Source organism: Arthrobacter sp. MMS24-S77 (genome assembly GCF_054888235.1).
On sequence record NZ_JBTZRN010000001.1, the window covers coordinates 4,095,873 to 4,109,336 of the forward strand.

Below are 13,464 nucleotides of genomic sequence, written 5' to 3' on the forward strand. Positions count from 1 at the left end.
TGGTCAGAAAATCTGGCGGATGTTGGTCTTGGCGAGGTCGATCAGCTGGTCGCCGCGGCCGGAGAGGACCGTCCGGATCGCGTAGAGCGTGAAGCCCTTGACTTGTTCGGCGCTGATTGCCGGTGGAATGGACAGTTCCTGCCGGGCTGTGCGGACATCGATCAGGGCTGGACCGTCGTGGGCGAAGGCTTCAGCCAGTCCCGCCTGCAACCCCGAGGAGTTGTCCACCCGGATGCCGCGAATTCCCAGGGATTCAGCGAGTTTGCCGAAATCCGGGTTCTCCAAGTCCGTGCCGTAATTGACGAAACCGGCGGCCTTCATTTCGAGCTCCACGAAGTTCAGCGAAGAGTTGTTGAAGACCACCACTTTGACCGGGAGCTTGTTCTGCACCAAGGTGATCAGCTCCCCCAGCAGCATGGTCAGCCCGCCGTCGCCGGCCAGGGCAACCACTTGGCGTCCGGGATAGGCAGCCGCCGCCCCGATACCGTGCGACAGTGCATTGGCCATGGTTCCGTGGTTGAACGAGCCGAGAAGCCGGCGTCGGCCGTTCATGGTCAGGTAACGGGCGGCCCACACCGTGGGGGACCCGACGTCGCACGTGAAAACAGCATCCGGGGCCGCCAGCTCATCCACGAGCCTGCCCACGTATTGCGGATGGATGGGCTGGCCGTCCTTCGCAGGAGAGGCTAGATCATCGAGTTTGGCGCGCGACTTGGCGTAGTGCTTGAGCGAAGCTTGGAGGTGTGTTCGTTTCGTCTTACGCTCGATCAAAGGCAGGAGCGAGGCCGCCGTGTCCTTGACTGTGCCCACAAGGCCAAGATCGATCCGGGCCCGCCTGCCGAGCTGCTCGCCCCTGATGTCCACCTGGATGATCTTGGCGTTCTCCGGGTAGAACTGCTGGTACGGAAAATCGGTGCCCAGCATGAGCAAGGCCTCACAGCTCTCCATCGCGCGGTAGCCGGAACTGAACCCCAAAAGGCCGGTCATGCCGACGTCGAACGGGTTGTCGTATTCGATGTGTTCCTTGCCGCGCATCGCGTGGACGATCGGCGCCCCCAAGGCGTCCGCCAGCGCCATGACCTCGGCGTGAGCACCCGCGGTGCCGGCACCCGCAAGGATAGTGACTTTGGCGGCCGCGTTGAGCATGTCCGCCGCCTCCGCGAGTTCCCGGCTATTGGGCCGGATCTCCGGGCGGGCGGCCCGTATCACCGCGGTCCGCTCGCCCTGCGCCTCCGCGAGGGCGACATCACCGGGAATGACGACGACGGCGACACCCCGTTTCTCGACCGCCGTCCGCATGGCGATTTCCAAAACCCTGGGCATCTGGGAAGGATGCGCGACGTGCTCAACGTAAACGCTGCATTCCCGGAACAGCTCCTGGGGGTGCGTCTCCTGGAAGTACTGGCTGCCGATCTCTTCGCTGGGGATGTGGGCGGCGATGGCCAACACGGGGACCCTGGACTTGTTGGCGTCGTAGAGGCCGTTGATCAGGTGAAGATTGCCGGGGCCGCAGGATCCGGCGCACACCGCCAGTTCACCGGTGAGACCAGCCTCGGCCGCGGCTGCCAGCGCGGCGGCTTCCTCATGCCGGACATGGACCCAACGGATGCTGCCTGCCTCCCTCAGCGCGTCCGTAAATCCGTTCAGCGAATCTCCGGGGATCCCGTAGACGCGCTGGACATTGTTGGCTTTGAGGGTGGCGACGATGTTCTTCGCAACGGTGTTCCTAGCGGCGGACATGGACTGTTCCTTTCGAGGGGAGGCAGTGCAACACGGCCTACGCTACTCCGGAACGGATCGTGGCGCCTGATGTCTGGCCCCTGGAAGGCTAGCGGTAGGTACTGACGAACGGGCGGTTGCTGGGCACGATCTGCTTGCCCAGCGGCATGAGCGACACCGGGATGAGTTTGAGGTTGGCGATGGCCAGCGGGATCCCGACGATGGTGATGGCCATGGCGAAAGCGGTGACCACGTGGCCGATCGCAATCCAGATGCCTGCAACCAGCAACCAGATGACATTGCCCAAGAGCGGGAAGACGCCTCCACCTCCGGGCTTTTCAACCACCATGCGGCCAAACGGCCACAACGTGTACGAGGCAATCCGGAACGACGCGATGCCCCACGGGATGGTGACGATCAACAAGCAGCAGACAATTCCGGCCATGAAATATCCCAAGGCCAGAACGAAGCCGCCGAAGACGAGCCAGATGATGTTGAGGAGGGTTTTCATATCTTCCATTGTCCCTTGCGGGACGCGGCCGTGGCCTAGGGGTTCGCCCTGAAATCCCCCTGATTTATCCTTTCCCGGTGTCCAGGACCGCGGACAAATCGAACTTCACGGGTTCCTCAAGCTGCTCATAGGTGCACGACTCCGGATCCCTGTCCGGCCGCCACCGCACGAACTGCGTGGTGTGCCTGAACCGCTCCCCTTCCATATGGTCGTAAGCCACTTCCACAACGAGTTCTGGCCGCAGGGGCGTGAACGACAGGTCCTTCCCTGCACTCCAGCGGCTGCCTTCGGCGTTGCGGGGTGTCCGGCTGCCTTCCTCCTGCCCGGCCCATGCCCAGGGATGCCCATCGAACCCAGTCACAAGGGGTTGGAGTTCGTCGAACAGTTCCTTGCGTCTGTGCATCGGGAAGGATCCCACCACGCCCACGTTGGAAAGCCGGCCGCCGTCGTCATAAAGCCCCAACAATAGCGAACCAATAAGATCGTCACCGGTCTTATGAACCCGGTAGCCGGCCACAACGCAGTCGGCGGTCCGCTGGTGTTTGATCTTGAACATCACGCGCTTGTCCGGTTGGTAGGCACCATCCAGCGGCTTGGCGAGCAGGCCGTCCAGGCCTGCACCCTCGAACTGGTTGAACCACTGCTCCGCCGTTCCCTTGTCCCGGGTTGCCGCGGTGAGGTGGATGGGAGCGGCGGCGTCTGCAAGTGCTTCTTCAAGCGCTGCCCGCCGTTCGGCGAAGGGCCGTCCCGTGAAGTCCTCATCGCCAAGGGCGAGCAGGTCGAAGGCCACGAATTTCGCCGGCGTCTGCTCGGACAACAGCTTGACCCTGCTGGCCGCCGGATGGATGCGTTGCTGGAGGGCTTCAAAGTCCAAGCGGTCACCGGACCTACCGACCAGGATGATCTCGCCGTCGAGGACGCAGCGTTCCGGCAGGTTTGCCTTCAACGCCTCGATGAGCTCCGGGAAGTACCGGTTCATGGGCTTCTCGTTGCGACTACCGATTTCGACGTCGTCACCATCACGAAAAACGATGGAGCGGAAGCCATCCCATTTAGGCTCGTAGCTCATGGCGCCGTCCGGGATGGCGTCAACCGCCTTGGCAAGCATGGGTGCGACAGGGGGCATGACTGGCAGCTGCATGAAGCCATTCTTGCCGCGGCACCGGGACCGCGCTACCTGTTCGTTCGCTTAAGTGGATAAAGGACTACTTGCAGTTGGCGCTCAGCCAAGTGGTAACGGGAGCCATCGCCTTTTCGAACTTGCCGCTTGAGTAGACCGTCTGGTCTTTCAAGCCGGCAATCGCAGTGTCCTTGAGGTTGGTGAAATCAGCCTTGAGCGCGTCCGGGACTCGATCGGCCGTCGCGGCAAGCTCGGCCTTGTATTGCTCCAATTCGGCGGTCTTTCCCTGCGCCGCAGACATCGGCAGCAACGAAGCTCCGGTCGCCTGTTGCGAAATAGTGGAGCACATCTCGGCCGCCGAGGCGAAGCCCCCAAAGGGCCCCGAGGATGGAGTTGGGCTTGCACTCGCGGATGCGGAGTCGCCCCCAGAAGAGGGCGACGGCGCGCCCGCCGAAGCGGAGCCTGCCTGCGAGGAGCAGCCAGACAATGCCAAAGCGGCAAAAAACGCAACTGTCAGGTATCGGATAGGGCCGTTGAGCGGTTTAACAAAGATTTTCAAAGGTCGCATTCTGCTTGATCGTCTGTCTCCGGAACCGTTCGGTCTCCAGAGTCAATGGCATTCTGTCCCCGCCGTGGAGTGTAGCCCGGATGGGCCCCGACCTTCCAAGTTGACTTCTGGCGCCCTTTGGCCGCGTCCCTAATCCCGCACCAGCAAGGTGTCCAGTTTGGTGAACGAAGTGCCCCACCCCTCGCGGGTCATTTCAACCCATTCGTCGGAATCAAAGGGGCCCTGGGTGAGATGAAGCCGCGTGCGGTCGCCGTCCAGTACCTCGAACTCAAGTCGCATTTCGAGCAAGAGCGTGATCCCGACGTCGGGCTCTGCTTTTTGGGTGGCGACCAGCAAGGCGGGCGGATCGTACGCGGTGATGACGGCGTCAATAGGCGATTCCTTGGCGGCGCCGTCCTCCTCCCAGGTCATGACGAGCCGCCAGACGCCGCCCACCCTGGGTTCCACGACAATCCGGTCCCGCGGCGAATCAACACCAACGGGCCCGAACCATGCGGCTAGCTGGTCGGGGTCCATGAAGGCCTCGAAGACGAGCTCCCGTGGGGCATCGAACTCGCGGGTCATGGTGAGGACGTGCTGTTCCTTGGTGCTCTGTTCCGTGTTCATTGCTTGACTCCTGGATCCTTTGAATCGTGCTGAATCTTGCGTAGGTGGGCGTCGAGGCGGGTAAAGCTGGCATCCCAGAACCGTCTGTACTTGTCCATCCATTCGGTGGCTTCGCGCAACGGTTCCGCTTCCAACTTGGAAGACCTCCATTGTGCATTCCGGCTCCGGCTGATCAGCCCTGCATTTTCCAGGACCTTGAGATGCCGCGAGACGGCGGGAAGGCTGATGTCGAACGGTTCGGCGAGCTCGTTCACGGTGGCTTCACCCTCCGAGAGCCGGGCCAGAATTGCCCTTCGGGTGGGGTCGGCGAGGGCCGAGAAGATGAGACTGAGCCGATCTGTGGACATGTTTGGTGCCTTCGTATTTAACGATTCAGCTAATTAGCCGATGTGTTAAATATGCGACGGCGAACGGCGGCTGTCAAGGGTTTCTTGCGATGCTCGCTCACTTATGAGGGCAAAACCGCGGACCCTCGCTCACATCGTCTGAGCGAGCGTTCGGCGAAAGAGAGTTAAAGGTGAGCGAGCGTCTGGGGAAAGAGAGTTAAAGGTGAGCGAGCGTCTGGGTGGGGGCGTCAGGCTTTGGCGGCCTTGACGAAGGCCCGCACCAGGTCGAGGTCCTTCACGCCGCGGGACGACTCCACGCCGCTCGACACGTCGACGCCCCAGGCTTCAGCTTCATGCGCTGCCGCTCCGGCGTTGCACGGGGTCAACCCTCCGGCCAACAACCAGTGGCGCCCACCCAGGCCGAGCTTCCGGACCGAGGAATAGTTCCACGACTCGCCCGAACCCGGCACTGCGGCATCGATCAGGAGCAGTTCCTCGCCCCATTCCTCGAACTCCTCCGGCGCGGCACCCATGGTGACGGCCCTGATCAGCCGCATCCCGGCGTCGTGCACGGTCTTAACATCTTCCGGCGTGCGGCTTCCGTGCAGCTGGACCCATTCGAGACCGGCTTCGCGGGCGGTTGCGACGGCGTCGGCGGCCGCCTCGTGGCGGAAAACCCCGACGGCGGCAACACCTTCGGGCACATGGACCAGCAAGTCTCGGGCCCGCTCGGGCGATACCTCGCGCGGGCTCTTCGTCAGCACGAAACCCACCGCGTCTGCCCCGGACTCGACGGCGGCCTGCACGGATTCCGGCGTGCTCAAGCCACACACTTTGACGAACATTCCGCGCCTCCAACCGTTTATCTCCCTACGACGTTAGCAAGGGCCTCGGGGATTGTTGAACCGGGCGAAGGTTGCGCCGATGTTACGCGGGGGTTGCCCCGGCCAAAGGCGGGCTCGGGCTAGGCTGGAGCGTATGGAGATCATCCGTTTTGCCGAGCTCAGACCTGAACCGTGGCGCAACGGCGGCGGGGTGACACGCGAACTGGCCAGCCATCCGAAAGCAGCATCGGCGCAGGACGGCGCGTGGGACTGGCGCGTCAGCATCGCCGACGTCGGATCGGCCGGCGATTTCTCGACGTTTCCCGGCATGGAACGCGTCATCACAGTGATCGACGGCGAGTTGCTGTTGCTCACCGTCGACGGCGAAGAGCACCCGCTGGAAAAGTATCGGCCCTTCCGGTTCTCGGGCGAGGCGGACTCTTCCAGCGCGTTGCCCACCGGCGACATCCGGGACCTCAACGTGATCGCCCGGGCCGGCGAATTCAAGGGCTACACCTCGATCATCGAGCTCTCGAAGAAGCGCCCGCACCCGGTGTTCGGGGGTCAGATGGCAGTTCTCTTGGAAGGCAAGGCTTCTGTCACCCCCGGCGCGGAGCCTGCCGACACCGCCGACGGCGAAACCACCTCCGCACCGACTGCTGGCGAGCCTGTCGAACTCGCGCGCTACGACGCAGTTGTGGGTTCCGACACCCGCAGCCCGGAAATTCTGGGCCGTGGATTCCTCGCCGTTATCTCCATCGACCGCGTGGAGCATGCGCACTCCTAGGTCCCAGCACTGGACATGTCCCTTGGTGAGGCTCGCCACCAAAGCTGGCCACCCGGCGTCGGGCTTTGCTAGCCTCGAAGGAAGGCCCGCACAGGGACCTCCGGACGACGGTTCAGTACCCGGCACGCGACAAGACTGGCCAAAGGATCTGTCATGTCGTGGTTAATCCTCATTCTGTCCGGAGCGCTCGAGGCCGTCTGGGCGGCCGCACTCCACCGCTCCAAAGGCTTCCGCAAACCGCTGCCCTCCGCCGTCTTCCTCGTCACCGTGGTCGCGAGCACCGCAGGCCTGGCCTTCGCCATGCAAACCATTCCCACCGGAACCGCGTATGCGGTGTGGGTAGGAGTCGGCGTCGTTCTCACGGCCGCTTACGCGATGATCACCAAAGTTGAGCGCCCGACGGCGGCCCGTCTGCTGCTGCTCGCCGGGATCGGTGTGTGCGTGGTCGGCTTGAAGGTGGTGGCGTAGCGATGGACGCCAGATTCGCATGGGCCATTTTGCTGGCCTCCGCCGTGCTCGAAGCGGTGTGGGCGACGGCCCTCGGTCTGTCCGACGGATTCAGCCAAGCCGTCCCCACCGTGGTCTTCGCCGTCACCGCGACCCTCAGCATGATCGGCCTCGGCATCGCGGTGAAGTGGATTCCGCTGGGCACGGCCTACGCCGTCTGGGTCGGGATCGGCGCGGCACTGACGGTGGGCTGGGCGATGGCCACCGGCGTCGAACCCGCCAGCCCGCTCAAGCTGCTGTTCATTGCCGGAATCGTGGGTTGCGCGGCCGGTCTGAAGGCGCTCCCTTCGGGGACACGCGATGAAGTGGCCGAGCCCGCCGAGCTTTGAGGCGGAGCGCGGAATACTCCCTCGCTCTATGGAGTTGCCAGCAATGAGACGAACACTCGGCGAAGGAGAACTACCATGAGCCCGGAAACCACGAATGTACAGCTCGGCGATGGCCTGACTGTGAGCCCCCTCGGTTTCGGCGGGATGGCACTGACCCCCGTATATGGCGAGGTGGACCCCGCCGAATCGCTCAAGACACTGCACCATGCGGTAGATGCGGGCATTAGCTTCATCGACACGGCGGATGTATACGGCGCCGGCGACAACGAGGAACTGATCGCGAAGCTGCTGAAGGAGCGCCGCGACGAGGTCCAATCGGCCACCAAGTTCGGGATCGTGGGCAACCCGCGCGAGGGCTACACCGATGTCCGGGGAGACGCTGCCTACGTGGCCCAAGCGGCGGAAGCGAGCCTCCGCCGCCTGGGCACCGACGTCATCGACCTCTACTACATGCACCGCCGCGACCTCCGCGTTCCGATTGTGGAAACCGTGGAGGCCATGGCAGAGCTTGTCCGGGCAGGCAAGGTCCGGCACCTTGGCTTGTCAGAAGTGACAGCCGAGGAGCTGAGGGAAGCCAACGCCGTGCACCCGATCGCCGCCGTGCAGAGCGAGTGGTCCATCTGGAGCCGGGACGTTGAACGCAACGTCGTCCCGACTGCGGCTGAGCTTGGTGTGGGTTTCGTGCCGTATTCGCCGCTTGGCAGGGGCTTCCTCACGGGAACCGTCAGCGCCGATCAACTCGGCGACAACGACTTCCGGCACCGCATTCCCCGTTTTGCCGACGGCGCCCTCGATGCCAACCAGGCCGTTGTTGCCGCGGTACGAGCCGTGGCCGCAGAGCTATCCGAGAGTACTGGCCCGGATGCAACTCCCGCCCAGGTGGCGTTGGCTTGGCTTTTCGCCCAAGGCCGCCGCCTCCAGCTCAGCGTGGTTCCCATCCCCGGCACGCGCAAGGCGCACCGGATCGATGAGAACCTGGGTGCCCTGTCCCTCGAGTTGAGTGCCGCCCAACTGGAGGTGCTCGACGGCGCCGCGGACGCCGTCGTCGGCTCACGGTCCGCGGATCCCACCTGGGTTTCGCAGGGCCGCGAGTAGTCGGTAGGCCGCGCGCGGCTTCCGTAGAGTGGACGAATGGACTCACTCATTCATTCACTGCGTGACATCACCATCCGGCGAATCTCGGTCAGCGAGATGAACAACAACGTGTACCTGCTCACCGCGAAGGCAAGTGGCGCCCAGCTCCTGATCGACGCGGCGGACGACCTTCCGGCCATCCAAGAGATGATCGAAGACTCGGCCGCGGACACCACGGCCACCCCGAAACTGGCCCTGATCGCCACGACGCACCAGCACTGGGACCACGTCCGCGCGCTTCCGGGTTTGGTGGATGCCACGGGCGCGAAGACCTCCGCCGGAATGGACGACGCCGATGCGTTGCCGGTGCCCGTGGATGTGCCGCTGCGCCATGGTGATGTGGGCAACTTCGACGGTTTCGACATCGCCGCGGTGCATTTGCGCGGACACACTCCGGGCTCGATCGCCTACGTGTACCAAGACCCGGAAGGGCCAGCGCACATTTTCAGCGGCGACTCGTTGTTCCCGGGAGGCGTTGGCAACACCCAGAACGATGCCGTCCGCTTCACGTCGCTGTTGAACGACGTGACGGAACGGCTATTCGAGGCTTACCCGGATGACACCGTGGTGCATCCTGGCCATGGAGATCCGACGACGCTCGGCGCGGAGCGGCCACATCTTGCGGAATGGCGCCAGCGCGGGTGGTAACCCTAGCGGCCGCGGCGCTCGTTCGACGCAGGAGCTGAGGCACGGCGCGGGCCGCTGCGGGACGGACGACCCGAACCCGAGTTGCCCGAGCCGGAGCCGTACGAGCCACCGGAGTTGCCGTCGGTGTTCGAGGACCAGACAGCCTTGTTGCCGCTGCTGCGCGTAGCAGTTGCGGACTCGGTGCGCGGAGCCGACGCCGAGCGGTTTGCGCCGGCAGCACGCTGACCAGTCGCCGGACGGCCGCTTCGACCACCCTGTGCGCCTTGACCACGAGCACCGGGAACGTCATTGCGGTGAGTGGCCGCAGCGTTGCCGCGTCCACGCGAGCTGCGGGCGACGTCGTCGTTAGCAGCAGCGCGGCGGTCCGCGCGGTTGATGTCGGTACGTACCGGCTCGGCCGAAACCTTACCGCGGCCACCGCGACCACCACGGCCACCCGCAGTGGGTGCAGCCTGTGTGGAGCGACGAGCCCGTTTGCGCTGGGCGTTGGCGCCGGTGGAGGTGCCGCCGCCCGGCTGCTGGGTCTTCGCTGCGAGCAGCGCCGCGCGGGTACGCGGGTCAACCTTGTCGGCAACCTCGCCCACCAGTTCGGCAACCAACGGGGAGTTGGCGGTGACGCGCTCAAACGAGACGTCGACGCCGGCAGCCTTCATGAGCTTCTTGACGTCGGACTGCTGCTCGGGGAGCGTCAGTGTGACCACAGTGCCATCGGAACCTGCGCGGGCCGTACGGCCGGAGCGGTGCAGGTAAGCCTTGTGCTCTGTGGGCGGGTCGACGTGGATGACGAGTTCGACGTCGTCGACGTGCACGCCGCGGGCCGCGACGTCGGTGGCCACCAGGACACGGACCTCACCGCTGGAGAATTCGGCGAGGTTGCGGTCACGGGCATTCTGCGACAAGTTGCCATGGAGGTCGACCGCGGGGATGCCGCAATCGGTGAGGGTCTTGGCGAGCTTGCGGGCGTGGTGCTTGGTCCGCATGAAGAGGACACGACGGCCGGCCCCGGAGGCCAGCTCCACGATCAGCTGCTTCTTGACAGTCTGGTCGTTGACCACCAGGACGTGGTGCTCCATAGTGGTGACGGCAGCCTGGGGATCGTCCACAGAGTGGGTCAGCGGGTTGGACAGGTAACGGTTGACCAGCTTGTCAACACCGTTGTCCAGCGTCGCGGAGAAGAGCAGTCGCTGGCCCTGTGTGGGGGTCATGTCCATGAGCTTCTTGACCACCGGGAGGAAGCCGAGATCGGCCATGTGGTCGGCCTCGTCCAGCACGGTGATCTCGACGGCTTCGAGGGTCAGAATGCGCTGGCGGATGAGGTCCTCGAGGCGGCCGGGGCAGGCGATGACGATGTCGACGCCGGCACGCAGGGCCTTTTCCTGGCGGGCCTGGGAGATGCCACCGTAGATGACCGTGGTGTTCAGGCCCATGGCCTTGGCCAGCGGTTCAATGGTGGCGTTGATCTGGGTGGCCAGCTCGCGGGTCGGTGCGAGGACCAGTCCCATGGGACGGCCGGGCTTGCGGAAGTGCTTGGCTTCGCGCTCGGCGAGACGCGCCACAAGCGGGATAGCGAAAGCGATGGTCTTGCCGGAGCCGGTGCGGCCACGGCCCAGGACGTCGCGGCCTGCGAGCGTATCCGGGAGGGTCTTGACCTGGATGGGGAAGGCTTCTTCGATGCCATCTGCAGCGAGGGACTCGGCGATGGCCTTGGGCGTGCCAAGGGCAGCAAAAGTAGTCATGTGTTTCTAGGGTCTTTCTGGCGGTGTCCAACGGACATCGTCCCCCGACGCCGGTTGGGCCAAGGGTTCGCCGAGGAAAAAGTCAGTGATCGACCGGTAGGCAATAAGCCGTGGCCGGGACCAGAGAAAACGCGTTCATCGACGCAGGATGTGCCTCTCACATGAAAAAAGCCCACTCGCCGGGTTTGGAGTTAAGCCAAATTCGGGGAACTAAGCGGGCATCACTGCACATCAAGTAGGTCCATTCTAGCATCCGCGAGCGGCCCGCCTTTCCACGGGGGTCTTTTTGCGCGCCGTTGCCGAGCGGGGGCCCGTCAGGGCAGGCTTGAGCCATGACGCACCAGCACGACGGCGGAGCCCACCTTCACAGCGAACCAAACCACGACGGCGGAGCAGCGCAGTTTTGGGACGAGGTGTACCGGGAAAGGCCGAAGAGGTGGAGCGGCAATCCCAACCCGCAACTGATCGCGGAGGCCACGGGCCTGACTCCCGGCACCGCACTGGACCTGGGCTGCGGGGAGGGCGCGGACGCCATCTGGCTCGCCGAGCATGGCTGGAGCGTGACCGCAGTGGATGTCTCCGCCGTCGCGCTTGAACGGGCAGCAGCCCATGCCGCCGACGTCGGGCTGCAGGACCGGATCACTTGGCTGCAACGGGACTTTGCAACATGGCGTCCGGACGAGGGCTTCGATCTGGTGTCCGCCCAATTCCTTCATTCACCGCTGCTCCCGTGGCGCGAGTCCCTTGCCTCCGCCGCAGCAGCCGTGGCTCCAGGCGGCGCTTTGCTGGTGGTGGGGCATCACCCGGAAGGCCTGACTCCGTGGAGCGGGCACAAGGACATGAAGGACAAGTTCTTCACTCCCGAGGACTTGGTGGAGGCGCTCACGCGCGGCCCCGGCTCATGGAGGATCAACGTCGCCGATTCCCGGGAACGCGTGGCGACGGGCCCGGACGGTCAACACGCCACCACCATCGATAGCGTGCTCCGGGCCACCCGAACGTCTTAGGCCCTTACGTCGTCAGCTTCCTCGGCGCGGCGCGCTTCCGCAGCTCCGGCGCCCGGACCACCCGGCCGCCGGGCGGCAACCCGCGGCGCAATGATGAGCCCGACGACGGCGATTGTCGACGTCAGTGCGAAGACGCCAGAGAAGGAGGCGGAGTAGGAGGCCGCCGTCGTCGTCAGCGCACTGAAGACGAGTCCTGTCATGGCGAGCGAGAGGGCGCCCCCCAGGGAATCGGCGATGGACATTGCCGAGCTGTTGAAGCCTTGGTCCTCAGTGCGGGAGAGGGCCAGGGTCATGACGCTCAGCCGCGGGTACATCAGGCCCATACCGGCACCCGCGAACAGCCAACCTGAGATAGCCACCCCGGCGGGCCACGCGAACACCGTGGTCACCAGGACAACGGCCACAGAACCGAGTACCAGCGCAGAACCGATCCGGACAGCCCGGGCATTCCCGAGCCTGGAACCCAGCCTCCCCTGGACCGCGGAAGCCCCCGCCCAGGCGAGGGCCGATCCAGTCAGCGCGAGTCCGGCGAAAGCCGGCGTGAAGGAATAGCGGTCTGTCAGCAGGTACGGAACGTAGACCTCGGCGCCGAAAAACGCGGCCGAGGCGATCCCGCGCATCAGGATGACGCTCGGCAATCCGCGCTGCGCACCGAGGGTGCCGCGGGGAACCAACGGCCGCACGGCCAGCATTGCGATGACGAGCGCGACGACGGCGATCACCCAACCCACGTCGGGCACCTGCCCGGACAGGTTCAGGCCGAGGACAGCAAGGGCTGCGAGCGCGGCCCATCCCATGCGGCCGAACGCCCAGGGGACGTCTGTGGCATTGGGCTTTGCTTGGCGCGGCACGGTGTTCGGGGAGCCCTCCCCGTCGGGGCCCGCTGCGGAACGTACGTCCGGTGCAGAACGCATGCCGCGCATGGCGGGCAGGATCATTGCCAACGCCGGAACCACCAGGCCCACGACGCCCAGGAAGACCCAGTGCCAGCTGCTCAACTGGGCAACAACGCCGGCGGCGAAAGGACCGATCATCGAAGGAATGACCCAGGCCGCCGAGAACGCAGCAAAGACCTGGGCGTGCAGCCTGGCAGGGTAGACCCGGGCGATCACCACGTAGAGTGCGACTGTCATGGCCCCGCCGCCTAGACCCTGGACGAGCCGGCCAGCCACGAGCATCGGCATGGAAACCGCGGTACCGGCGATGAGCAGTCCCGCGGCGAACAGGGCCACCGAAGCGTACAGCGGGGCAGCCGGACCGCGTCGGTCCGCCCAGTTTCCTGCCGCTACCATCCCGATGACGCCCGTGGCAAGGGGCCCTGCGAACGCCAAGGCATAGAGTCCGGCGCCATTCAGCTCGCGGCTAACCAGCGGCATGATGGTGGTGACGGCCATTGATTCGAAGGCGGCAAGGAAGACCAGGGCGCATGAACCTACAGTGGCCAAAAGGTAGGGGCGTTGCAGTATGCCGGCTGTCGCGTCGTCGCTAGTCATCATCCCAGCCTAGAACTACAGTCGCGTTTATACAGTCGTGTTTATTTTGTGTTCCGTCGGCGTCTTGGACACCTCAATCGCCCATGCGGCCCGGTGTAGAACACTAGCCAGCGAAGCTTGGAGGCGAACCAGCCGCCTGCGGGTGCGTC

General features: G+C 64.8%; 15 protein-coding genes and 1 riboswitch. Of the genes, 6 read left to right on the plus strand and 9 right to left on the minus strand.

Annotated elements, in window-relative coordinates:
* Window positions 1-3 precede the first annotated feature (3 nt).
* The 7 genes from poxB to ACX5I4_RS18880 form a co-directional block, all read right to left on the minus strand.
* A complete protein-coding gene (poxB, locus tag ACX5I4_RS18850) occupies window positions 4-1,740 on the minus strand; it encodes a ubiquinone-dependent pyruvate dehydrogenase (protein ID WP_461838003.1) in 1,737 nt (578 codons plus the stop codon).
* A gap of 88 nt (window positions 1,741-1,828) precedes the next feature.
* Window positions 1,829-2,230, minus strand: coding sequence for a YccF domain-containing protein (locus tag ACX5I4_RS18855; RefSeq protein ID WP_461838004.1), 402 nt, complete (start codon window positions 2,228-2,230; stop codon window positions 1,829-1,831).
* Between the two features lie 64 nt (window positions 2,231-2,294).
* A complete protein-coding gene (locus tag ACX5I4_RS18860) occupies window positions 2,295-3,371 on the minus strand; it encodes an ATP-dependent DNA ligase (RefSeq protein ID WP_461838005.1) in 1,077 nt (358 codons plus the stop codon).
* Window positions 3,372-3,435: 64 nt separating this feature from the next.
* Window positions 3,436-3,651: a hypothetical protein gene (locus tag ACX5I4_RS18865; RefSeq protein WP_441438017.1), complete on the minus strand. Its 216-nt coding sequence runs from the start codon at window positions 3,649-3,651 to the stop codon at window positions 3,436-3,438.
* Window positions 3,652-4,047: 396 nt separating this feature from the next.
* The gene (locus tag ACX5I4_RS18870; protein WP_461838006.1) at window positions 4,048-4,524 is read right to left on the minus strand and encodes an SRPBCC family protein; all 477 of its coding nucleotides are present in this window, start codon (window positions 4,522-4,524) and stop codon (window positions 4,048-4,050) included.
* Window positions 4,521-4,871 carry an ArsR/SmtB family transcription factor gene (locus ACX5I4_RS18875; RefSeq protein ID WP_461838007.1) on the minus strand — a complete coding sequence of 117 codons (351 nt, stop codon included), beginning with the start codon at window positions 4,869-4,871 and terminating at the stop codon, window positions 4,521-4,523. The genes ACX5I4_RS18870 and ACX5I4_RS18875 overlap by 4 nt, the downstream gene beginning before the upstream one ends.
* Before the next feature lie 227 nt (window positions 4,872-5,098).
* Window positions 5,099-5,695: a phosphoribosylanthranilate isomerase gene (locus ACX5I4_RS18880; RefSeq protein ID WP_461838008.1), complete on the minus strand. Its 597-nt coding sequence runs from the start codon at window positions 5,693-5,695 to the stop codon at window positions 5,099-5,101.
* Between the two features lie 133 nt (window positions 5,696-5,828).
* Here ACX5I4_RS18880 and ACX5I4_RS18885 point away from each other — a divergent pair, with 133 nt between their 5' ends.
* The 5 genes from ACX5I4_RS18885 (at window position 5,829) to ACX5I4_RS18905 (ending at window position 9,079) form a co-directional block, all read left to right on the plus strand.
* Window positions 5,829-6,461: a HutD/Ves family protein gene (locus ACX5I4_RS18885; RefSeq protein WP_461838009.1), complete on the plus strand. Its 633-nt coding sequence runs from the start codon at window positions 5,829-5,831 to the stop codon at window positions 6,459-6,461.
* Between the two features lie 78 nt (window positions 6,462-6,539).
* Window positions 6,540-6,605, plus strand: a riboswitch (guanidine-III (ykkC-III) riboswitch).
* A 9-nt stretch (window positions 6,606-6,614) separates the two neighbouring features.
* Complete coding sequence (locus tag ACX5I4_RS18890) at window positions 6,615-6,929, plus strand: DMT family transporter (RefSeq protein WP_284752918.1); 315 nt, start codon at window positions 6,615-6,617, stop codon at window positions 6,927-6,929.
* A 2-nt stretch (window positions 6,930-6,931) separates the two neighbouring features.
* The gene (locus ACX5I4_RS18895) at window positions 6,932-7,297 is read left to right on the plus strand and encodes a DMT family transporter (protein WP_461838010.1); all 366 of its coding nucleotides are present in this window, start codon (window positions 6,932-6,934) and stop codon (window positions 7,295-7,297) included.
* Between the two features lie 75 nt (window positions 7,298-7,372).
* Window positions 7,373-8,392, plus strand: coding sequence for an aldo/keto reductase (locus ACX5I4_RS18900; protein ID WP_461838011.1), 1,020 nt, complete (start codon window positions 7,373-7,375; stop codon window positions 8,390-8,392).
* 36 nt (window positions 8,393-8,428) lie between these two features.
* The gene (locus ACX5I4_RS18905; RefSeq protein WP_461838012.1) at window positions 8,429-9,079 is read left to right on the plus strand and encodes an MBL fold metallo-hydrolase; all 651 of its coding nucleotides are present in this window, start codon (window positions 8,429-8,431) and stop codon (window positions 9,077-9,079) included.
* A 2-nt stretch (window positions 9,080-9,081) separates the two neighbouring features.
* Here the strand turns inward: ACX5I4_RS18905 and ACX5I4_RS18910 are convergent, their stop codons facing one another.
* Window positions 9,082-10,815: a DEAD/DEAH box helicase gene (locus ACX5I4_RS18910; RefSeq protein ID WP_461838013.1), complete on the minus strand. Its 1,734-nt coding sequence runs from the start codon at window positions 10,813-10,815 to the stop codon at window positions 9,082-9,084.
* A 332-nt stretch (window positions 10,816-11,147) separates the two neighbouring features.
* On the opposite strand from ACX5I4_RS18910, the gene ACX5I4_RS18915 reads away from it, so the two are divergent.
* Window positions 11,148-11,822 carry an SAM-dependent methyltransferase gene (locus ACX5I4_RS18915; protein ID WP_461838014.1) on the plus strand — a complete coding sequence of 225 codons (675 nt, stop codon included), beginning with the start codon at window positions 11,148-11,150 and terminating at the stop codon, window positions 11,820-11,822.
* Here the strand turns inward: ACX5I4_RS18915 and ACX5I4_RS18920 are convergent.
* On the minus strand, window positions 11,819-13,315 hold the full coding sequence (locus ACX5I4_RS18920) for an MFS transporter (protein ID WP_461838015.1): 1,497 nt from the start codon (window positions 13,313-13,315) through the stop codon (window positions 11,819-11,821). The genes ACX5I4_RS18915 and ACX5I4_RS18920 overlap by 4 nt on opposite strands.
* Window positions 13,316-13,464: the final 149 nt, after the last annotated feature.

Excerpts from the sequence above, each read along its gene's own strand:
- ACX5I4_RS18895 (WP_461838010.1), top strand. The coding sequence starts at position 6,932 with ATGGACGCCAGATTCGCATGGGCCATTTTGCTGGCCTCCGCCGTGCTC.
- poxB (WP_461838003.1), bottom strand. The coding sequence starts at position 1,740 with ATGTCCGCCGCTAGGAACACCGTTGCGAAGAACATCGTCGCCACCCTC.
- ACX5I4_RS18870 (WP_461838006.1), bottom strand. The coding sequence starts at position 4,524 with ATGAACACGGAACAGAGCACCAAGGAACAGCACGTCCTCACCATGACC.
- ACX5I4_RS18910 (WP_461838013.1), bottom strand. The coding sequence starts at position 10,815 with ATGACTACTTTTGCTGCCCTTGGCACGCCCAAGGCCATCGCCGAGTCC.
- ACX5I4_RS18875 (WP_461838007.1), bottom strand. The coding sequence starts at position 4,871 with ATGTCCACAGATCGGCTCAGTCTCATCTTCTCGGCCCTCGCCGACCCC.
- ACX5I4_RS18860 (WP_461838005.1), bottom strand. The coding sequence starts at position 3,371 with ATGCAGCTGCCAGTCATGCCCCCTGTCGCACCCATGCTTGCCAAGGCG.
- ACX5I4_RS18915 (WP_461838014.1), top strand. The coding sequence starts at position 11,148 with ATGACGCACCAGCACGACGGCGGAGCCCACCTTCACAGCGAACCAAAC.
- ACX5I4_RS18905 (WP_461838012.1), top strand. The coding sequence starts at position 8,429 with ATGGACTCACTCATTCATTCACTGCGTGACATCACCATCCGGCGAATC.
- ACX5I4_RS18880 (WP_461838008.1), bottom strand. The coding sequence starts at position 5,695 with ATGTTCGTCAAAGTGTGTGGCTTGAGCACGCCGGAATCCGTGCAGGCC.
- ACX5I4_RS18900 (WP_461838011.1), top strand. The coding sequence starts at position 7,373 with ATGAGCCCGGAAACCACGAATGTACAGCTCGGCGATGGCCTGACTGTG.
- ACX5I4_RS18855 (WP_461838004.1), bottom strand. The coding sequence starts at position 2,230 with ATGAAAACCCTCCTCAACATCATCTGGCTCGTCTTCGGCGGCTTCGTT.
- ACX5I4_RS18885 (WP_461838009.1), top strand. The coding sequence starts at position 5,829 with ATGGAGATCATCCGTTTTGCCGAGCTCAGACCTGAACCGTGGCGCAAC.
- ACX5I4_RS18920 (WP_461838015.1), bottom strand. The coding sequence starts at position 13,315 with ATGACTAGCGACGACGCGACAGCCGGCATACTGCAACGCCCCTACCTT.
- ACX5I4_RS18865 (WP_441438017.1), bottom strand. The coding sequence starts at position 3,651 with ATGTCTGCGGCGCAGGGAAAGACCGCCGAATTGGAGCAATACAAGGCC.
- ACX5I4_RS18890 (WP_284752918.1), top strand. The coding sequence starts at position 6,615 with ATGTCGTGGTTAATCCTCATTCTGTCCGGAGCGCTCGAGGCCGTCTGG.